Origin of the sequence: Microcoleus sp. w2-18bC1 (assembly GCF_036700365.1) — a bacterium.
Lineage (GTDB): Bacteria > Cyanobacteriota > Cyanobacteriia > Cyanobacteriales > Microcoleaceae > Microcoleus.
Genome location: NZ_JAUBOS010000050.1, coordinates 22,355 through 44,093 on the forward strand (window position 1 = coordinate 22,355; position 21,739 = coordinate 44,093).

Annotated in this window: 16 protein-coding genes; 5 read left to right on the forward strand and 11 right to left on the reverse strand. The window is 44.7% G+C overall.

Annotation, left to right across the window (positions count from 1 at the left end):
• Positions 1-6: 6 nt before the first annotated feature.
• The 11 genes from QT979_RS21250 to fbp all read right to left on the reverse strand — a co-directional run bounded on the left by QT979_RS21250 (position 7) and on the right by fbp (position 11,853).
• On the reverse strand, positions 7-1,470 hold the full coding sequence (locus QT979_RS21250; protein WP_333311607.1) for an AtzE family amidohydrolase: 1,464 nt from the start codon (positions 1,468-1,470) through the stop codon (positions 7-9).
• A 24-nt stretch (positions 1,471-1,494) separates the two neighbouring features.
• Entirely contained in the window at positions 1,495-1,671 is a 177-nt protein-coding gene (locus QT979_RS21255; protein ID WP_333311619.1) for a DUF4089 domain-containing protein, read from the reverse strand.
• Between the two features lie 119 nt (positions 1,672-1,790).
• On the reverse strand, positions 1,791-2,243 hold the full coding sequence (locus QT979_RS21260; RefSeq protein WP_333311608.1) for a KGK domain-containing protein: 453 nt from the start codon (positions 2,241-2,243) through the stop codon (positions 1,791-1,793).
• A gap of 96 nt (positions 2,244-2,339) precedes the next feature.
• Entirely contained in the window at positions 2,340-2,792 is a 453-nt protein-coding gene (locus QT979_RS21265) for a hypothetical protein (protein ID WP_333311609.1), read from the reverse strand.
• An 11-nt stretch (positions 2,793-2,803) separates the two neighbouring features.
• Positions 2,804-3,055, reverse strand: coding sequence for a hypothetical protein (locus tag QT979_RS21270; RefSeq protein ID WP_333311610.1), 252 nt, complete (start codon positions 3,053-3,055; stop codon positions 2,804-2,806).
• Positions 3,056-3,523: 468 nt separating this feature from the next.
• The gene (locus QT979_RS21275) at positions 3,524-4,015 is read right to left on the reverse strand and encodes an ureidoglycolate lyase (protein ID WP_333213344.1); all 492 of its coding nucleotides are present in this window, start codon (positions 4,013-4,015) and stop codon (positions 3,524-3,526) included.
• A gap of 218 nt (positions 4,016-4,233) precedes the next feature.
• A complete protein-coding gene (locus QT979_RS21280) occupies positions 4,234-5,766 on the reverse strand; it encodes a cobyrinate a,c-diamide synthase (RefSeq protein WP_333311611.1) in 1,533 nt (510 codons plus the stop codon).
• A gap of 356 nt (positions 5,767-6,122) precedes the next feature.
• On the reverse strand, positions 6,123-7,487 hold the full coding sequence (gene opcA, locus QT979_RS21285; protein ID WP_333311612.1) for a glucose-6-phosphate dehydrogenase assembly protein OpcA: 1,365 nt from the start codon (positions 7,485-7,487) through the stop codon (positions 6,123-6,125).
• Positions 7,488-7,644: 157 nt separating this feature from the next.
• Complete coding sequence (gene zwf / locus QT979_RS21290) at positions 7,645-9,174, reverse strand: glucose-6-phosphate dehydrogenase (RefSeq protein WP_333311613.1); 1,530 nt, start codon at positions 9,172-9,174, stop codon at positions 7,645-7,647.
• Between the two features lie 261 nt (positions 9,175-9,435).
• Entirely contained in the window at positions 9,436-10,590 is a 1,155-nt protein-coding gene (gene tal / locus QT979_RS21295) for a transaldolase (RefSeq protein WP_333311614.1), read from the reverse strand.
• 189 nt (positions 10,591-10,779) lie between these two features.
• Entirely contained in the window at positions 10,780-11,853 is a 1,074-nt protein-coding gene (fbp, locus tag QT979_RS21300; protein WP_333166999.1) for a class 1 fructose-bisphosphatase, read from the reverse strand.
• A gap of 324 nt (positions 11,854-12,177) precedes the next feature.
• Between fbp and QT979_RS21305 the strand changes: the two genes are divergently transcribed.
• The 5 genes from QT979_RS21305 to QT979_RS21325 all read left to right on the forward strand — a co-directional run.
• A complete protein-coding gene (locus QT979_RS21305; protein ID WP_333166948.1) occupies positions 12,178-12,312 on the forward strand; it encodes a DUF4058 family protein in 135 nt (44 codons plus the stop codon).
• A gap of 205 nt (positions 12,313-12,517) precedes the next feature.
• Positions 12,518-15,148 carry an ankyrin repeat domain-containing protein gene (locus tag QT979_RS21310; RefSeq protein WP_333311615.1) on the forward strand — a complete coding sequence of 877 codons (2,631 nt, stop codon included), beginning with the start codon at positions 12,518-12,520 and terminating at the stop codon, positions 15,146-15,148.
• Positions 15,149-15,177: 29 nt separating this feature from the next.
• On the forward strand, positions 15,178-16,536 hold the full coding sequence (locus tag QT979_RS21315; protein WP_333311616.1) for a serine/threonine-protein kinase: 1,359 nt from the start codon (positions 15,178-15,180) through the stop codon (positions 16,534-16,536).
• A 414-nt stretch (positions 16,537-16,950) separates the two neighbouring features.
• Positions 16,951-19,230: an AAA-like domain-containing protein gene (locus tag QT979_RS21320; RefSeq protein WP_333311617.1), complete on the forward strand. Its 2,280-nt coding sequence runs from the start codon at positions 16,951-16,953 to the stop codon at positions 19,228-19,230.
• A 35-nt stretch (positions 19,231-19,265) separates the two neighbouring features.
• The coding region (locus QT979_RS21325; protein ID WP_333311618.1) for a WD40 domain-containing protein at positions 19,266-21,739 on the forward strand (2,474 nt) is incomplete at its 3' end.

The window sequence follows — 21,739 nt, forward strand, 5'->3', positions numbered from 1 at the left end:
TTAGCACTAAATTGATTCGGCAGATATAATGCCTTGCGATTCTAGTACCGCAGCGACTCGGAGAATCACCGCTTCGCTGTAGGGAGCACCAATAATTTGTACCCCCAAGGGCAAAGCGCCGGGCCGCTGTACGGGCACGCAAAGAACGGGCAAGCCAATAAATGATAGGGGTTGGGTGAACAGTCCGAGATTGGGACGCACTAAGATTTCTTGTCCGGCTATTACCATTTTCTCGACGCCAATTTCAGGGGCAGCTATCGGGGTTGCGGGTGCGAGGATGATGTCTGTGTGTTGGAATATTTCCCGAATTTGATCGCGGTACCACTGTCTGAATCTCTGCGCTTGCAAGTACCAAGTCGCAGGGATCAGGGTTCCCGCTAAAAAGCGATCGCGCGTGGCAGGATCGAAGTCTTGAGGGCGCGAGCGTAAATTGTCTAAATGCAAGTTTCCCCCCTCGCAAGCGGTAATGATAAATGCCGCAGCCCGGGCGCGATCGGATTCCGGTATGCTGACAGTCGCAAGCCCCCCTATTTTTGGGGGGTTTGTTGTTTTTTCTGTTCGATTACCACAATCTAAGACATTTGTCAAGGCTTTAGCAACTATTTCTACAGCATCCATTGCTTCGGGTTCGGCCCCTGTGGCGAAATACCCGTCAGCAACAGCAATTCGCAATCCTTCGATACCTTGATTTAACTGGGGCGAACAAAGTTCTGGCGGGCGTTGAGTGCAAACTGGGTCACGAGAATCAGGGCCTTGCAGGATATCGTACAGCAGCGCGATGTCTCGGATCGATCGCCCAAACGGCCCCACACAATCCAAACTACCCGAAAATAAATAAGCGCCAGCCCTCGACAAACGGCCGTAAGTAGGCTTAAACCCAAAGACACCACACAAAGCAGCCGGTACGCGGATGGAACCGTTAGTATCAGAACCGAGAGTGACGGGTACAAAACCGGCGGCGACTGCTGCTGCGGAACCGCCGCTGGAACCGCCGGCGATGCGCGTAGTATCGTGGGGATTGCGAGTCGGGCCGTAGTGGCTGTTTTCCGTGACGAAACCGTAGGCGTACTCATCCATGTTGAGCGTACCTACGAGCACAGCCCCGGCTTGTTTTAGTCGGGCGACCACGGCCGCGTCCTGGGTAGCCGGAGGATTGTCAGCGTTGATTTTTGACCCTGCTAGAGTAGTAATTCCGCCGATATCGAACAGGTTTTTGACAGCGAAGGGAACGCCTGCTAAAGGGCCTGGGTTTTGGTTATTTGCGATCGAATTATCTATATTTTCGGCTGCTGCGAGTGCGCTGGATGCAGTGATTGCAGTAAAGCAATTAAAAGCTTTATCCTTAACAGCAATCCGTTCCAAAGCAGCACTTACCGCCTCTGTAGCTGTAACGTTACCACATTTAACAGCCGCTGCCGTAGCAACCGCATCCGCCTTATCTAAAAAACATCTGCGTTCATCTGCGTTCATCTGCCCTCATCTGCGGTTAAAAATCTAAGGTTCAAACACCGGCGCAGCTTCGATTGCTTGAGGTAAAGGGAATTCAGTAACGAGTTGGGCGATCGCAGCTATTCTCTCGAAGTTTACCACAACACCGGGGCGGTGTTCCGGGTCTAAGGGTAAGTGTATCAGTTCGGCGGTGCGATCGACATATTCTTCTATATTTATCATTAGTCCATCCCAAACAACATCAGCGTTCATCCGCGTACATCTGCCCTCATCTGCGGTTGAAAATCTAAGATTCAGATATAAGTGCGATCGATTATTGTATTGTAATCGCGATCGGGTTGTCAGTTGTTATTGCTCAGTTTTTTGTATTCCTCCGATTGTCTGATATCATCTAGAGGGGATTTTTGCTTTGCTGGTTCATCAGGACAAAACTTTATACATACCTGCGTTTCCCCCGCCTGGAAATTTTCATTAACTTTTATTTGAAGCTTTCCTTTTTGCCAACCCTTAGAACCAATTTTTAGAACTTGACAATCTATTCCTTCTTGAGGGGAGTTCCAGTCTATCTCCCCTCCACTAATTATTATTTCGTCGTTAATCCGTAGCTCTTTCATCCAATTAATTATTGATTTCTGGCGAGATTCCCTTATTGCAATAAGATCAAGTATGTCAATAAACTTGCTAGTGACTACCTCTGCAAAACTGCGTACTAGAAAAGTAGCTTTATCGAATAACAAAACATCATCGCCGTCTAGTATCTCATAGTTCTTATTGGATTCAAGTTTGTCGTCCATTTTTTTTCCAAAATTATGCTGCTTCCTATTTGATACCATTTGAAGGTATGTGAGTCAAGTGGTAAGAAACAAATTGCGCTCGCACTTTTTTTCCACTCAAACACTGACAGTTTCCCGCAACTTCTCAACCGCAACATCCAGCGGAGGCAAACTAAAATCCTCAGCATCCATCAATTCCTTAACCTTCTCAAAAATCTCAACCTCTGCCTCTTCCTGATCCGTTAGCTTATCATAAAAATAAGGGTCAGTAAACCACTGCTCAAACGCTATCATTAACAAACCATTGGGCGAAAGTTCAAACCGCCAATACTTAGAAATTCTGCTGTCAACCACTTCAAACATCGGCGCCGGATTATGGATGGGATAATAGCTATAATTATCATTGCAGATGTAGTACCAAATAGTCCCTTTCCATTCTCGGATAGCATAAACAACATATTCCTTGCCTATAGTTAGCGGTAACTCAACCTTTCTAGTGTAACCGCGTCGCGGATCTATATATTCTTCAGGAAGAGATGCACCAGTCTTAGCAATACAACGAATTTTCATAACTTGATTACCTACAGATTTTTAGGGGCTGTTTTGGGATACTGTCGCTTGAATTTAAACTCCACATCTTGAAGAGTCTGACTGTTCCGAAACCAATGGACTTGTACGGAAGCTCCATTAATTTCAAAAGACTCAATACTTGTCATTTTATCCCAATCGTCAGAATTTCCGCCATAAACAGCAATAAGTCTCGGTGCTTCCCCCAACAATCTATCTGTACCGCAATGAATTACTATGCAATTACCAGCCTTAGCATCTTGCAACAGAAGTTGCTACTGCAAATTTCTCGGACTCTCATCGGGAATAGCACCTTGATTCACAATTTAATAGCTTCAAATATTGTTTGTCAAATACCATAAAAACTAATTTTAGCAGGTGCAGTTTCTGCCAACAAGTTCCCCCGAGAAATTACATACCGAACCGCAGCCGCCTCATAATTGCATGATAACAATCCTCAGTATCCAACACAATTAAAAACCACATCGCGCAGAAGAACAATGCTATACTTTTGCTCAGGAATGACAATGGCACTTATTTTAACACTTGTAAACTTTATCCTTTCTAGTAGCCATTCAGCCTAGTGAGGCAAAATCAAGTCCTCAATTCCTTGCGAACCCCCTCCTTTTCCTCCTCTGCGTCCTCTGCGCCCTCTGCGGTTAAAAAATATTACTCACAAAAGCAACCTCTAACGAGAATTACCCCGCAGAAAGCGCAACTACAAATCGCCAATATCAGACAATCTCAAACTCCAGATTGTGATTTTTTACCAAATCAAAAGTAAAATGGTCAACCACATTAGTATTGCTCAATTCCAGATTGTAAAAATCCACAAAATCCGCATCAAAATACGGCCCCGCGTGCCAAGTCCCCACATCTAACTTAATAAAACAATTGCCCGGAATCCGAAAAGCAGCAATATCCTCTAAACTCGGTTTATAGCTATCCCCAGGAGGTGCAACCGCCATCAACCAATCCTTCCCCTCCAAAGAACCCAAACACTGAGTACATTGAATGTGTCGTGTAATTTTGCCAAACTTGCGACCTTTATTGTGCAGCCGCATAATGTAAAATCTAGGAATACCATTTTGCAAATTTAACTGAGCATCCTCACCATCGAAAGACTTGCCATCAACAGCCGCAAAGATAACTTGACCGTAACTATGAAAATTCTCCGGTGTCACCCATTGGGCGGACAACTGCTTAGTCGAAATTAATTCGCTCATAAATCCCAACATCCCTAGCTCTATCCGTCATAAATATTCTAATATAAATAGTAAGACCACTGGATTTATACTCTGGAAACAGCCAGGAATAGGCTTTTCGAGTTGTTCCACAAAAAACTTAATTGATTTACTTCCAAATCGCTACAGACATAACCCATCATGCCGTTCCTCTTCCTTAGCGACCTTCGCGTCTTCGCGGTTCGTTAAAAAAATATTATTTAAGTTCGATCGCCCAAAACACCATTACAATTAATAAAATCAGCACACTGCTGCAAAAAACGAGCCGGAATATCAGGCCGAGCACCCCAATGCAAATGCAAATAAGAAGCGTGCACCTGACAAACTCCCCAACCTTCAGCAACCGCCTCAACTTCCCCTCGCTTGCCATACCTCCAACTGTGATAAACTGGATTAGTCGGTTCCACAGTTAAATGCGATCGATGAAACTCATGTCCCCAAACCTCATCAAGAGCAGTTAACACCGAACTATCCCTCACCGCCACAGCTTCTCGGTATCCCAGCGTCAAACGTTTTCCCATCGCAGCAGAAGTTTCCAACACTCCCACCCCTGGCCAAGAATTGCCATGGAAGTCTACAATAGAATCGCATAAATACATCAAACCGCCGCACTCCGCATAAGTCGGCATTCCCGAAAAAATAGCACTTCTTACCGCATCCCGAATTAAAACATTACCGCTCAATTTTTGAGCAAACACTTCGGGAAAACCACCACCAAAATATAACCCTTGCACATTGTCAGGAAAAACCGAGTCATCAAGGGGACTCCAAAATACCAACTCGGCACCCAACTCTTCCAACAAATCAAGATTGTCCTGATAGTAAAAATTAAAAGCCCGATCGCGCGCAACTGCAATCCTCACTCCAAATTGTTTTCCCAAACTGTTGACAACATCATCTTTTTGAGTTATAATGACAGAAGGGAGACTGTGCCTACACGAAAGTTGCTCTGACCCCTCACCCCCCTCATTTCGAGTTGCAGCCAACAAAGGCAAAAGTTGCTCCCAGTCAAAACTAACAGCAGCCAAATCCGCTAATTTATCGATCGCAGCATGAAGATTCGGTAACTCCTCAGCAGGAATCAAACCCAAATGTCGATCGGGAATAGTAACAGCCTCATCCCTACGCAAAACGCCCAAAATCGGTAAATTGAGCGGTTGGAGAGCATCTTGAAGCAGTTCCAAATGTCGATCGCTCGCCACCCGATTCAGCACCAAACCAGCGAATTTAAGGTCAGGGTTAAAAGAACGAAAACCGTGGGCGATCGCAGCCACAGAACCAGAGAGCCTGCTGCAATCTATCACAAACAATACCGGCAAATTCAGCAAATAAGCCACATGAGCCGTAGAAGCAAAGGAAAAATCATAATTGCCTTCTTCTTTTCGATAATTAATCCCTGTATCCCTGTCAAAATCCGTCTCTTGCCTTCGTGATTCCTGATTTTTTCGACTCACTCCATCAAATAGTCCCATCACCCCTTCAACTAAGGCATAATCGACATCTTGAATATGACGAGAAAAACACTTTTTTACATAAGATTCAGACGTTAATACCGGGTCTAAATTCCGACAGGGGCGACCAGTAACAAAAGCATGAAACATCGGATCGATGTAATCCGGGCCAACCTTAAAAGATTGAACATTCAAGCCGCGACGGACTAAATAAGCTAAAAGGGCGATCGTTACAGTAGTCTTTCCCGCACCGCTGCGTTCGCCAGCAATTACTAAAGTCATAGTTCTAAATTATTTACAAAAAATACTGAAAACCGATCGGTTATAAAATTATGAGTATTGCTCTCGAACCTCTCAAATAATACATACATATTTAACGAACCGCGAAGACACGAAGACCGCGAAGGAAGAATGAGAAGAATAGAGGTAATTTAGTGGCTTTTGGGAAGTAATTTAGAGTTTTGAGTCAAAGAACATTATTAATTCAAAACTCATAACTTCTAACTCATAACTTCTAAAAAAGTAGGGCAGACATTGCCTGCCCCACTGAATATTAACTCAATCCTTATTCCTTCTTCCGACGGACATCGAACTGACATCCGTTACATCCGCTACACAATCCGTTGCCGAACTTCTCTTTACCGCTTAGCCAACTTCAGCATTTGAGCCGTCACTGCCAAACTTTCTTCGTAAAGCACATCTCGGCCCCAACTCTGCAAGTGCTGGCCCAGCAACTGTTCCGTCACCTGATCGAACAGAGGACTCACCTGGTTAAACCGATCGGTTTGAGCGCCGCCCTTCGTTTCCATCCGCATACAGCCGCCCGCTTCCGAACACAGAACCGTACCGCAGTCAGCCTTTTCGTTTGTAGAATTCAAACGCACAGCAATCAAATCGCCCGCGACATCGCCCGTATCAGCAGTAGGAATAGCAGCCAACTCAGCTTCTACAACCCGTTCGTCCGGCCCCGCGAATTTAATTCGCTTGATTTGGTAATCGCCCTCTTCCTGTTTAAAAGCAACCGGACGCCACTGAAGCCGGCTCGCCAGCCAACCCAAATACATCAGCGCTTGCGTAGAATTGTCCTGTTCGTAATCGATCGTCACCCGATCGATTTCCCGAATCGCAGCCCGACGTTCCGGGGCGTCAAAAGCCTCAGCAGCCAACTCCTGCCACGCGGCAAGCCGACGCCAATTGAGATCCGCGATCGGAATTCCCTCCTCGATCAGACTTTGCATCAACAGCAATTCAGCTTCACACTCAGCAAAGCTGCTAGAGTCAACAATCACAGAACTGCTAACTGCCGCCAGCCGCTGGAACAAACCTCGATCGGCATCAGGATTCGCTTTCCACCACAGCAGCGTCGGCAAATCAGCGATAGTCAACGCCGTCACGATGCCGCTCACCCGTTCCAAAGCAGCTTCCGTACCCCGTAAGGTAATGTATTCGCAACAGATCAGATTGCCAGTGGTGCGCTTGTGAACCGGACAATAAGCAGCCACTTGAGCCTGTACGCCCGTATCTTCTCCCGCCGTCGGGCACAGAGCAATAATCCGGCAGGGATTGGCAGCCACGATCGCGTCAGCCACCCCCGAACCCCCTGAACCCAAACCACTGGAGCCCATCTCCTCGCCATTTGAATTTTTGCGAGCCACTTCTTCCCGCAAAGTCGCCAGCAATTCAGCATTAGGTTTGCCAGTTCTCGGCAGTCCGTAAGCTTTTTGAGCCGCCCTGATGCTAGATGCCGTCATCGGCCCGGTAATACCGTCCACCGGCCCGTCGTAAAACCCCAGATCCGCTAATAACCGCTGAGTTTCTTCCGGTTCGTAGACTATAAAAGTAAAAGTTGTTGCCCTACTAGCGATCGGAACATCGCCCTTTGACCCCGATTCTCTGTAACTTTCCCAAATTTGACTCAATTCGGCCTCTATTTGGTCGATCGACACATCTTTAGGACTTTGTAGCGAAACCAGAGGCGGAGCTTTCATCGGTGTCATCGTCATCGGTTTTTTCTCCTTTGTCAGTTTTTAGTCATCAGTGATTGGTCATTAGTTCAGTAGTCGTGGAGATCCCCAAATTTTAGACCCTAGTTTAAGCTCTCAGATTCATCTGTGCAGTAAATCTAAAATCTAAAATCTAAAATCTAAAATCGACTGACTCTTAAAGTCTGCGCCACTTGCGACCGTCTCTGTTAATTAGCAGTTCTGCTTCCGCAGGTTCCCAAGTACCTGCTTCATATTTAGGAACCAAATCTTGGTCGTTGGAGGATTCCCAATCCATCAACGCCGGCGTTACCACCCGCCAAGCTTCTTCCACTTCATCAGAACGGGTAAACAAAGTTTGGTCGCCAAGCATACAATCAATTAACAGGCGATCGTAAGCATCCGAAGATGTCACCCCAAAAGAAGAACCGTAACTGAAATCCATATCCACCGTCCGCGTCCGCAAATCCGGCCCCGGCATTTTCGCCTCAAACCTCAGCGAAATCCCCTCGTTGGGATGCACCCGCATAGTCAAAACGTTAGGAGTAGTTTGTTGGGCTGCGGACTGAAAAATTAGCAGCGGAACTTCGCGGAACTGAATCGCAATTTCGCTAACTTTTTTCGGCAACCGTTTACCGGTTCGCAGGTAGAAAGGCACTCCCTGCCAGCGCCAGTTGTCAATCATAAACTTCATCGCCACAAAAGTCGGCGTTGTCGAGTTGGGAGCAACCCCCGGTTCATCGTGATATCCTGGCACGGGTTTGCCCTTCATCCAACCTGCGGAATATTGACCCCGAATCGCTGAAAACTCCAAGTTATGCAAATCTGCCAAGCGAGTTGCTTGCAGAACTTTCATCTTTTCGGTGCGGATGCTGTCAGCGTCAAGCGAGTTCGGCGGTTCCATCGCCGTCAGACAGAAAATCTGCATCAAGTGGTTTTGCAGCATATCCCGCAACGCCCCAGAGGATTCGTAGTAACCTGCCCGGTCTTCTACGCCTACTGTTTCTGCAACAGTAATTTGTACGTGATCGACAAATTGCCGATTCCACAGCGGTTCAAAAATCGCGTTAGCAAACCGGAACACCATTAAATTCTGAACAGTTTCTTTACCCAAATAGTGGTCGATCCGGTAAACTTGCTGTTCTTGGCAAACCTTCTGCACGACTCGGTTAAGAGCTTTTGCCGAACTCAAGTCGCGGCCGAAGGGTTTTTCAATTACCAAGCGGTGTTTTACTGGATCAACCAGCATTTGAGCATCGCCCAGTTGCCTAATTGCTTCTGGGAAAAAGTTCGGGGAAACTGATAGATAAAATATGTGATTGCCGCGAGTTCTCCTTTCTTCGTCGAGTTCCGCTAAGAAAGCTTTGAGTTTTTGATAGCTTTCTGGGTTGTCAATGTCGCCCGGGCAATAGTACAAACCTTGAGCGAAATCTTGCCAAAATTCTTCATTGCCAATGCCGCCGCCAAATTCTTCAATGCCTTCGCGCATTTGCTCTCGGAAGTAATCGTGACTCCAAGGGCGACGGGCTACTCCCACCACGGTAGTTTCCGGTGGCAAGCGTCGATCGCGCTTCATCTGATAAATTGCAGGTACCAGTTTGCGCTGGGTGAGATCCCCAGAAGCTCCGAATATTACTAGAATTTGTGGTTCCGGCACTCGTTCTTTTCGCAAACCGACCCGCAGTGGATTTTCAAGTAGCGTTACCATTATTTATTTTCCTTGTTCTAGTGATGTTAACCCTGCCAAGACACCATGAGTGTTTGCGGTCATTTCTGCTAGTTTCTCGGTGAGAGAGTTAATCGGTTCTTCATACTGCTAGAGGAAGCCGATGATTTTGCTCTCTAGGAACTCAGAGAGGCATTAATCTCAAAAATCCTAGAGAGGATTTAAAACTCGGCATTTAAGAACCCAAACAATTATCTATTCCGATTCCTAAATGCTTCTGCCTTTCAGGATACAGATATCTGCCTAAGCGACGGGTGACAACTTCTGGACTTTCTCTTGCAAGGAATCCATCAGGGATTGGAACGGGGTGACGAATTTATCAATCCCGTCGAGGAGCAAGTCTGCCATCACTTGGTCCAAGTTGATGTCGATGTCGGGATCTTTGAGACTTTCGATCAGCGTGTAAGCTTCTTCAACGTTGTTCTCAATCCGGGGTGCGACATCGCAGTGATCGAAACAAGCTTCAACGGTGTTCGGCGGCAAAGTGTTAACGGTTTCGGGGCCGATTAGTTCATCGACGTACATGACATCGCTGTAGTTGGGGTTTTTGGTGCTGGTGGAAGCCCACAGCAAGCGCTGTACTTTCGCTCCCTTAGCCGCTAATGCTTGCCAGCGATCGCTCGCTACGATCTCTTTATACTTCTGGTAAGCTATCTTCGCATTGGCGATCGCCACTTTCCCCTTCACTGCTTCCAGTCTAGCTTTTGTGGAAATATCTGTGACATTTTTGAGTTTCTCGTCAATCTTGCCATCGATATTGATGTCGATCCGGCTCAAGAAGAAACTGGCAACAGAAGCAATATTGCTCACATCCAAACCTTTAGCCACCCGCGCTTCTAAACCGCGAATGTAAGCCCAGAAGGTTTCGACGTAGCTGTCAACCGAGAACAGTAAAGTCACGTTAACGTTAATGCCTTCGCTGATGACTCGCTCGACTGCGGGCAAACCTTGAGCAGTTCCCGGAATCTTAATCATCACGTTTTCTTTGCCGAGGGCTTGGTAATAGCGCATGGCTTCGCTAATCGTGCTTTCTGTGTCGTTGGCGATCGTCGGTGGCACTTCAATGCTAATGTAACCGTCCAAACCCTTCGACTCTGCGTAAACTGGGGCGAAGATGTCGCAAGCGTTGCGGATATCTTCAAATACCAGAGATTCGTAAATCTCCATTACAGATTTACCCGCCCGGATGCCCGCTTCGATATCCGCGTCGTAAATCACATTACCTGCGATCGCTTTCTCAAAAATAGCCGGATTAGATGTAATCCCGCGCAGTCCCCGACTTTCAATCATCTTTTTGAGTTCGCCGGACTCGATCAGATCGCGAGTCAAATTGTCCATCCAGATACTTTGGCCAATTTCTTTGATTTCTAACAGGTGATTCGTTGGTGTTGCTGTCATTACTGTAACTCCTACAATTTGATAGCTGTTAATTGGGACTTGGAAATTGGAAATTGAAAATTGAAAATTGGTAATTGAAAATTGGCAATGGGGAATTGGTAATTGGGAGTCGAAAGTTATAAGTTAAAACCCTCTTCCTTCTTCCTGACATCCGTTACATCCGTTACACAATCCGTTGCCGAACTTCCTTCACTCTTGGACAGTTCTAGGATTGCGCGATCGATCTTGAATAAAAGACTCGACCATCGCTACATTTTCTTTGCTGCCGATAATCAAGGGCGATCGCTCGTGCAGTTTGGTCGGCACAACGTCTAAAATGTCTTGAATGCCCGTACTGGCGCGCCCGCCGGCTTGCTCCATCAAAAACGCCAAAGGAGCCGATTCGTAGAGCAAACGCAATTTGCCTTCCGGGTTTTTCACCGTTCCGGGGTACAAAAACACGCCTCCCTGGAACAAAATCCGGTGGAAATCTCCCACCAAAGCCCCACCGTACCGGGCGGTGTAGCCTTCGCTGCGGTGTACGTAGCGAATGTAGTCTCTCAAAGATTCCTCCCACTGCCAGAAGTTGCCTTCATTAACGCTGTAAATCGGGCCGCGATCGGGAACCTTAATGTTTTCGTTAGCTAGAATAAACTCGCCCAAACTGGGGTCGAGGGTAAAGGAATGAACACCCTGACCGATCGAATAAACCAGCATGGTACTGGGGCCGTAGAGCACATAACCAGCGGCAATTTGTTTGTGTCCATGTTGCAGCAAGTCGGAAGCAGAGCCATCTGCATCGTCCCCCTCTTGCTTGCGGATGCTGAATATGGAGCCTACATTGAGATTGATGTCAAGATTGGAAGAACCGTCTATGGGGTCGTAGAGCAGACTGTAACGCCCGATCGGACAATTTTCGGGAATGTAGTAGGGTTTTTCCATTTCCTCCGAAGCCAAGCGGCAGACAAGTCCGCTTTGCTGGAATACCGAGATAAAGACTTCATTGGCATAGATATCCATCTTTTTGACGGATTCTCCCTGCACGTTCGTAGCCCCTGTAAACCCCAAGGCATCTGCCATTAATCCGGCTCTGCTGAGCCGCCTCGCGATCAGCTTTGCCGCCAGCCCGATGCGATTCATCAGCGCGCTGAGATCCTGAGCATCTGCTGAAAAGCTGTGAAGTTGCTGGAGTACGTGACGAGATAGGGTTGTGCAATCGCGGTCTAAGGCTTGCACCTGATCTGTCGGGCCCAGGCGGGTTTCCCCTGTCGGCGCGTTTACCATGATTTTGATGTCCTCCCTGTCTTGCTGCTCTGGATTTGGGTTCGATGGAGTCCTTGACACTTGCCCCTGAATCGGCTACGAGACCGATCGTCCCCCAACTTCTATCTTAGGGAGGGTTTTGCCAAAGGGCGTCGAACTTTAGGTGAATTTTAGATCCCCACCGAAAATTGAGGAGTTCGATCGACTGTTTGGTGGGGAATTGTATCCAAAATCACTAAATTTTTTAAATTAACCGCAGAAGACGCAGAGGGCGCTGAGAGAAAAAGTGGCGATAGAGAAGCCTACGAACGTTGGCTAGCATCTCAAAAAGACCGACAACTTCCTTTGCGCGAAGAAGATGTAGAACCTATTGTTAATTTGCCGGAATTGCTTGCAGGCATTTACGATCGCGTCGGCTATGATTATCGGCTCGATTACGATCAATATCCCGTAAGTAAATTTTCGCCAAAGGTGATATGACACTCCAAAATTCTGGGTAAGTTATCCATAGAAATACGGTAATTGAAATTTAAGCAAATATACAGAGTCAGTCATTGACTTTTCTATTGACTTGTTTGAAATATACTCAAACACTCAACTTACCTTGCATAAATTTTTCAAGACTTGGGTTCCAAAAACCCAAATATAAAATGTTTCTTGGTACTCATTACCCCAAAATAATGCTATGGATATTATTTCACAAATTCCCCATAACTTAGTCAACCACTATCAGATTAAAAATCTGCTTGGAGAAGGCGGTAGTAGCACAACTTACGAAGCCATTGACCTCAAAACCAATCAGCGAGTCGCACTCAAAGCTTTGTCTTTACAGAAGATGAATGACTGGAAAGTCCTGGAACTATTTGAAAGAGAAGCCAATGTTTTATCAAAATTGAATCATCCGGGAATTCCGCGTTATTTGGATTATTTTTATGTCGATACTCCCGATAACCGTTGTTTTTATATAGTACAAGAACTGGCCCAAGGGCAATCTCTAGCAAGTTTAGTCGAATATGGCTGGCACGCTAGCGAAGCCGAAATTCAACGCATTGCCACACAGATTTTGGAGATTTTAGTTTATCTCCATTCACAAACACCACCTGTTATCCACCGGGATATTAAACCCGAAAATATTGTTTTCAAATCCCCCATTAATTCCCACCAACCAAAAGATTGGGAAGTTTGCTTAGTAGATTTTGGAGCCGTGCAAAACACTTATAACAATACTTTAATGCGAGGAAGTACCGTAGTTGGAACCTATGGTTATATGGCTCCAGAACAATTTCTCGGACAAGCCGTACCTGCAACAGATTTATATGGTTTAGGAGCGACGTTGTTGTATTTACTAACCCACCGTTCCCCCGCCGAATTACCAACAAATATACTAGAGAAAGATTTTCGCTCTCAAATTCAGATTTCTTCAGCATTTGCCTATTGGTTAGAAAAAGCGATAGCGCCCGATTTAGAAAACCGCTTTAACTCGGCAAAAGAAGCGCTTGAATCTCTTCGCAATCCTCGAATAGTTAACGTTAAATCCAATCCGACGCAATGGAAAAAGCGCCTCAAAATAGGAATTGCTGCTATTGCTACTGTTGCTGTTTTCAATCACTTTAAATATCCCATCCTCAACCGGATTGGATTTACCCCCCAAGCAGTTGTCCAGGCTGTCGAACAGGGAGATACTAAAACTATTAGGCATTATCTGGATCTTGGTATTAGTGCCAATACCAGGATAGATAATCTTAATTTACTACACTTTGCTGGCTCAAAAGAGGTGGCAGAATTGTTAATTGCTAATGGTGCAGATGTCAAAGCTAAGGATACATATGGCTTTACCCCGTTACACTTTGCTGCTGCATTCGATCGCATAGAAGTAGCACAGACGCTAATTGCTAAAGGTGCAGATATTAACGCCCAGAGCGCACCTCATCTTGATTGGGATGTGTCGAGGTCGGGGTCTATATGGACTTCTAAATTGCGAAGGTTTTTACCTGACAATAGTATGGGTACAACTCCTCTATTCTTTGCGCGATCGCTTGAAATGGCCAAGTTGCTGATTGCTAAAGGTGCGAATGTCAATGCCAAAAACAAAAATGGCATAACTCCTCTACATACGGCGCAATCAAAGGCAAAAGCACAAATACTACTTGCTGCGGGTGCAAAAATTAACATCAAAGAAGACAATGCCCAATATGGCAAGAGTACAGCTTTATTACATAACGCGGCAAAAATAGGCTTTAAGGAGTTGGTACAACAGCTAATTAACAACGGCGCAAATATTGTTATCAGGGATAGCAAAAAAAGAAATCCACTGCACTATGCAGCAACAAAAGAAGTTGCTGCTTTGCTAATGCTGGATATCAACGCTAGGGACGAATCTGGAAATACTCCGTTACACCTAGCTGTTCAAGATAATCGCCTAGAAGTCGTCTCTTTTTTAATTGCTAATGGTGCGAAAGTCAATGTTAAAAATAAAAGTGGAGATACTCCGTTACACCTAGCTGTTCAAGATAATATCCCACCAAGGGTATCTTTTCCAAAGAATCGCCCAGCAATCGTCTCTTTTTTAATTGCTAATGGTGCGAAACTCAATGTTAAAAATAATGATGGACAGACTCCTCTACATATTGCAGTGTTAAATAGGCGGTTTTTTGATTACAATAATATGCAGAATATCGATCGACTGCTGCTAGAGCATGGTGCCGAAATTAATATCCAGGATAATAACAAAACAACTCCACTGGATATCGCAGTAGACAGGCAACTTGAGGATACAGTAGCGTTGATGATTAGTAAACACCCAGATGTTAATAGCGAATACAAATATGGCAGAACCTTACTGCATATCGCTGTCGATTTCAAACTTAAGGATGCAGCCAAACAACTCATTGCCAAAGGTGCATTCGTTAATGCCAAAAATAACTTGCTTCAAACTCCCCTGCATCTTGCCACTACTCGAGGCTCTCTAGATATCGTTGAACTGCTAATTGCTAAAGGTGCGAGGGTTAACGTTAGAAATGTGAAAGGTCAAACTCCATTGTATCGAGCGATCGCGCTCGGACACAATGATATTGCTGCACTGCTAATTAACAACGGTGCAGATGTTAATAATATAGATGTATCTGGCACAACTCCACTCCACCAAGCCGCACATTATGGCACTGTAGAAATCTTAAAAATGCTGATTGCTAAAGGTGCAAAAATTGACGCTACAAACTCTTATGGCGATACGCCGCTAAAGATAGCAGAAACCGACTCGAATCCCAACCGAGAAGCAGCAGCCGAAATACTTAGATCTCACGGCGCAACAAACTAATTATCCAAAATAAACCCAGGCACAAAAATATGGAAACACTACAACAATCGGAAAAAATTTTTGCTGAAAGATATCGCATTCTCGGTAAACTAGGACAGGGTGGAGTTGGGATCACCTATGCTGCTGTAGATTTAAACAGCAATCAAAAAGTTGCACTCAAAGCTTTATCCCTGCGCCTGACAACTGAATGGAAGAAAGTCGAGTTATTTGAACGAGAAGCAAAAACTTTATCGGGATTGAATCATCCGGGAATTCCTCGCTACATTGACTACTTTCAAGTTGATACTTCCCAAGATCGTTGTTTTTATATCGCCCAACAACTCGCACCGGGAAAATCTCTCGCACAGTTGGTAGAAAATGGCTGGAAACCAAATGAATCGCAAGTTCGTCATATCGCCGATAAAGTGCTAGAAATTATAGTTTATCTGCAATCGCTGTTACCTGCTACTATCCACCGAGATATTAAACCCCAAAATATTATTCTCCAAAAAAATGGGCGCGTCTTCCTAGTTGATTTTGGCGCAGTTCAAAATACTTACCATCATACCGTTACAGGAGGCAGTACCGTTGTCGGAACCTACGGTTACATGGCACCAGAACAATTCAGAGGAAAAGCTGTATTATCAACAGATTTGTATGGATTAGGCACAACGCTGCTTTTCTTGTTAACCCAGAAATTTCCATCCGATCTACCCAGACACAAGCTGAAGGTACAATTCCGCGATCTGGTCTCTATTTCTCCAGAGTTTGCCGACTGGTTAGAGAAGATAGTTGAACCCGAAGTTGAAGATCGATTTCACTCAGCAAAAGATGCTTTATCAGCGCTGCGAGGGGAACAGCCAAGCGGGATTAATCCCGAAAAAATTTTTAAGCGATCGCCCCAATCACGAATTACTTTAATTGATGCTAAACGGTGGTTATTAATCAAGATACACCCCGATCGTTCACCTAGCAAAATCAAGTGTTTTTTCCAGTTCATTCATCTGAGTTATAAATTTTTACTTCCCTTCTCTTTGATTCTGGTATTTTTTATATTTAGCTTGTCTCAATACGCTGTTGCCGACTGGCTAAGTAAATTATTTAACCAATTTTTCGTTATATCAATGCTAGCTATAATAATAGCTACCGTATTTTATGCTTTGATGTTCTTGTGTAGGTGCTTGTGTAGGATTGCTTCTCCTCTATTTACTAGACCAATTCAAATCAGTCCTCAAGATATCCAGCGGGTAAAGTTGAGCGGAATTCATCTGCCATTACTCAAAATATCGATGACTTTTTGCCGAATTCGCACCAAATCGCGTAACTATTGTTTTGGCTTATTTTTGCCGCAAGCTGAGAAAGAATGGTTGGTAGGAGAATTAAATGATTGTTTAAGTAAACTAAAATAAATCATTGTTGTCATCCACAGAGTTGATAAAAAAACCGTTTTTTTCTGAGTACGTGGATTAAATAAATGCGGAATTATAGAAAATTTTATGTACTAATTTAGGCAATAATAATCATCAAAAAATCCTGGATAGGGCATGAGAATAAAACTATAAAGAATCTCGATATTTATGAAATAGGACTGCAAAAGGGGAAGGCGATCGCACTTCTTGAATACGTAGCTAAAAAATTAGTTGAGAGTCGCGATCGCCTTTTCGATTGGTTATGCTTGACTCAGGGTGCTCCTTTCTGCCAATTGACTTACCAACAAAAATAAAGATGTTTGTGCTTAAATACCGTCAAGGCAAGAAATATCTCGCCCTGAGTGGGGTAGTGTCCTTAAGCTCCAGTATCTCCTAAGCGTGAAGGTTCGATTGATGAGTATTTCTACTCGAAATAAAAAAACTATCCTGTTTTTAGCAGCCAACCCCAAAAATACCACCCCTGTGGACTTACAGAAAGAGGCGAAGGAAATTGCAGAGGGGTTGCAACGCTCTAAAAAGGCCGACAAGTTCCAACTTGAGCAACAGTGGGCGGTGACACCCAGAGAAATGCAGCGAGCCATATTAGATTATAAACCAGAGATTGTGCATTTCTCTGGGCATGGTGCAGGAGAAAGCGGTTTAGCCCTAGAAGATGACATGGGGCAGATTAAGCTGGTAAATGCCAAAGCTTTGGCAGCTTTGTTTGAGGCGTTTAATGAGTACGTGGAGTGCGTCATACTCAACGCTTGCTATTCAGAAGTGCAAGCGTCTGCGATCGCACGTCACATTCCCTACGTGATCGGCATGAAGCAAGCGGTGGGAGATAACGCCGCACGAGAATTTGCAGTAGGTTTTTACGATACCTTGGCGGCGGGGGAGTCGATCGAACGTGCCTATAAGTTGGGTTGCGTTAGCATCAGCATGGCAGGAATTTCCGAAGAACTTACTCCGGTATTGAAGAAGAAGTCGGATTTTTCGGAGTTGGATGCAGCAGGGCGATCGCGCGATGCTTCTGTTAGCGATATAGTTGAGAAGTCGTCGCCTGTGGTGGAAAATGCGCGATCGATCGCCGCACCTCCCCTTTCTCTGCTCAACTTAGACAACCCCGAAGGTTCTGTGAGTTTGGATTCACCGCTATATATCGATCGGGCTCCCATTGAATCGGACTGCTACCAAACTATTGTCAAACCCGGAGCTTTAATCCGAATCAAAGCCCCCCGGCAAATGGGAAAAACTTCCTTAGTGCAGCGAATTTTAGACCACGCCAAGGAAAAGGGATATCAAACAGCGTATTTAAACTTTCAATGGGCTGATGGTAGTTTTCTCACCAATCTTGATGAGTTGTTGCAGTGGTTTTGTGGTGAGATTACCAATGAATTAAACTTAGAAGATAGGTTAGGAGAATATTGGAAAGGCGTTCTCGGCAGTAAAAATAAAACTACGAAGTATTTCCAACGCTATCTACTATCTGACAGCGATCAACCTCTTGTTTTAGGGTTAGATGAAGTCGATCGGATTTTTGTGCATTCCGAAATAGCCACCGACTTCTTTGGATTATTACGAGCTTGGCACGAGCGGGGGAAAAATGAGGAAATTTGGAAAAAGCTGAGGTTAGTCATTTCTCACTCTCAAGAAGTTTATATCCCTCTCAATATTAATCAGTCGCCATTTAACGTGGGATTGCCTATAGAATTACCTGAACTCAATCAGAGACAGGTAAAAGATTTAGTGAATCGACACCAATTAAATTGGTCAAATCAAGAAATTTGTGACCTGATGGAAATGGTGGGCGGTCATCCTTATTTAGTTAGAGTTGCTCTCTACCAAATTGCCAGGGGAAGAATTATCTTAGATCGCTTGCTAAAAGTCGCTCCTACTGAAGAAGGCCCTTACTACGATCATTTACGACGGCATTTAGTTAACTTGGAAACAGATGCAGAACTAGCAGCAACAATTAGAGAAGTCATTAACAGCGAACAACCTGTAGAAATTAATACCGGAGAGGCTTTTAAATTGCGAAGCATGGGGTTGATCAAATTTCAGGGAAATGCTGTAATGCCATTGTGTGGTTTGTATCGTCAATATTTTCGCGATCGCCTAGCCTCTCCCCAACCAAATATTACTCCTGTGCAACAACCTAATAACCCATCAAGCTTGCTCGTAGAGAGTAATTTAGCAGCTATTATGTTCTCGGATGTTGTTAATTCCACCGCCTTATCGGTTGCCAACCAAAAGCTGACACTAGAATTAGTAAATCGAGATTTCAACATCATCCGAGGCATCTGCGCTAAATATCAAGGCAAAGTCCTTAAAGAAATGGGCGATGGTTTATTAATTTGCTTTCCCGAAAGTGCCGTAAAAGCAGTTGCCTGTGCGCTAGAAATACAACGAAGTCTCGCCCAAGCTGCTACAACCTTACCTGCGAGTCATGTCCTCCAACACCGCATTGGTATTCACTTGGGAGAAATTTTCTCTCTTAATAATGATATCAGGGGGGCTGGTGTAAATTTAGCTGCTCGTTTAGAAGGGAAAGCAGAACCAGGAGGAATCTGTATTTCTGAGACAATTTATCAAGTCGTTAAAACCCATTTATCTTTAAATGTGATTGACTTAGGAATGCAACAGTTAAAGGGAATTTCTGAACCTGTACGGCTGTACAAATTGATTCCTTGATTCTCGGATTTTCCCCTAAGAATTAACGATTACCTATGAAAGATTATCAATATCAAGTGGGAGGTAGCCTGCCTGCAAACGCCCCAACTTATGTCACTAGAAAGGCGGATGAAGAACTTTATCAAGCTTTAAAAGCCGGAGAATTTTGCTATGTTCTTAATTCCCGACAAATGGGAAAATCATCCCTGCGAGTGCGGACAATGCAGCGGTTACAAGCAGAGGGTATCGCCTGTAGTAGCATTGACATCACAGAAATTGGCACCTCAGATATTACACCAGAAGAGTGGTATGCAGGCGTGATTGATAGCATCGTCAGCCGATTAGATTTGTATGAAATTTTTGATTTAGATGAATGGTGGGAGCAGAATAGATTACTATCGAACGTTAAACGATTTAGTAAATTCGTTGAAGAAGTATTACTCAAGAATATCTCAGCAAATATAGTAATTTTTGTCGATGAATCGGACAGCTTAATCAGCTTAAACTTTAAAATAGAAGATTTTTTTGCTGTGATTCGTGATTGCTATAATAATCGAGCCGATAAACCCGACTATCGTCGATTAACATTTACGATGTTAGGGGTGGCAACTCCCTCAGATTTAATTCAAGACAAGCGACGAACTCCTTTTAATATTGGTCGAGGGATAGAGTTAACGGGGTTTGAATTAGCAGAAGCCCAACCTTTGGCAGTTGGGTTAGAGAGTCAAGCAGAAAATTCGCAAGCATTGTTAGAAGCGGTGTTATATTGGACAGGAGGACAGCCCTTTTTAACGCAAAAAGTTTGTAAATTGCTGCTCAATCATGCCAACTCTGCATCCATGCAATATCCCGCTGAGTGGGTAGAAAATTTAGTCCGAGAAAAGGTGATTGAGCATTGGGAAGGACAGGATGAACCAGAACATTTAAAAACGATTCGCGATCGCATTTTACGCAGCGAACAACGGGCAAGTAGGTTATTGGGACTATATCAGCAAATTTTGCAGCACAAGGAAATAGCGACTGATGATAGTCCCGAACAAATGGAGCTGCGGTTAACTGGTTTGGTGGTTAAGCAGTCTGGCAAACTTAAAGTTTATAACCGGATTTATCAATCGGTTTTTAACCAGGATTGGGTGGAAAAACAATTAGCGGAACTCCGCCCTTACAGCGAAAGTTTTAAAGCTTGGATAGATTCTGATTGTCAAGATGAATCGCGACTGTTGCGGGGTCAAGCCTTGCACGATGCTCAAACTTGGGCAGCAGATAAAAGTTTGAGTGATTTGGATTATCAGTTTTTAAATGCCAGTCGGGAATTACAACAACGGGAAGTTGAACGAGAGTTAGAAGCACAGAGACAAGCCAATCAAATTTTGAAAGAAGCGAATCAGACGTTAATTAAAGCGCAGGAATTTGCCACATATAAAATCACTCAAGCCCAGAATTTAGCAAATGTCATCCAGGAAACTGCTTTTTCTAATGAATCATTTCGTTCAGGACAGACATTCTCAGCACTGTTGGAAGCATTAAAGGCAGGGCAAGCATTCAAAAAACTAGATGCTTCAGCCGAGACGACAAAACAAATTAGAGGACGAGTGATAGCTGCGCTGCAACAAGCAGTGTCCGCAGTAAAAGAGCGCAATAGTTTGGAAGGGCATAGCAATTCTGTCAGAAGCGTCGCCTTTAGTCCAGATGGAAAAACTTTGGCTTCTGCAAGCAGTGACCACACCATCAAACTGTGGAACATGCAAACCCAAAAACCCATCGCTACCCTTACCGGGCATAGCAATTCGGTCTATAGCGTCGTCTTTAGTCCAGATGGCTTGACTTTGGCTTCAGGAAGCGAGGATAACACCATCAAACTGTGGAACATGCAAACCCAAAAACCCATCGCTACCCTTACCGGACACAGCAATTCGGTTTATAGCGTCGCCTTTAGTCCAGATGGAAAGACATTGGCTTCTGCAAGCAGTGACAACACCATCACACTGTGGCACCTGGAAAGCCAAAAACCCATCGCTACCCTTACCCAGCATCGCACTCCGGTCAATAGTGTCGCCTTTAGTCCAGATGGCTTGAGTTTGGCTTCTGCAAGTGACAACACCATCACACTGTGGAACCTGGAAAGCCAAAAACCCATCGCTACCCTCACCGAGCATCTCACTCCGGTCAGAAGCGTCGCCTTTAGTCCAGATGGCTTGACTTTGGCTTCTGCAAGTAACGACAACACCATCAAACTGTGGAACCTCGAAAGCCAAAAACCCATCGCTACCCTGACGGAGCATAGCAGTTCGATTTATAGCGTCGTCTTTAGTCCAGATGGCTTGACTTTGGCTTCTGCAAGCTTTGACAACACCATCAAACTGTGGAACCTCGAAAGCCAAAAACCCATCGCTACCCTCACCGGCCATAGCAATCCTGTCTATAGCGTCGCTTTTAGTCCAGATGGAAAGACCTTGGCTTCTGCAAGCTTTGACAACACCATCAAACTGTGGAACCTCGAAAGCCAAAAACCCATCGCTACCCTCACCGG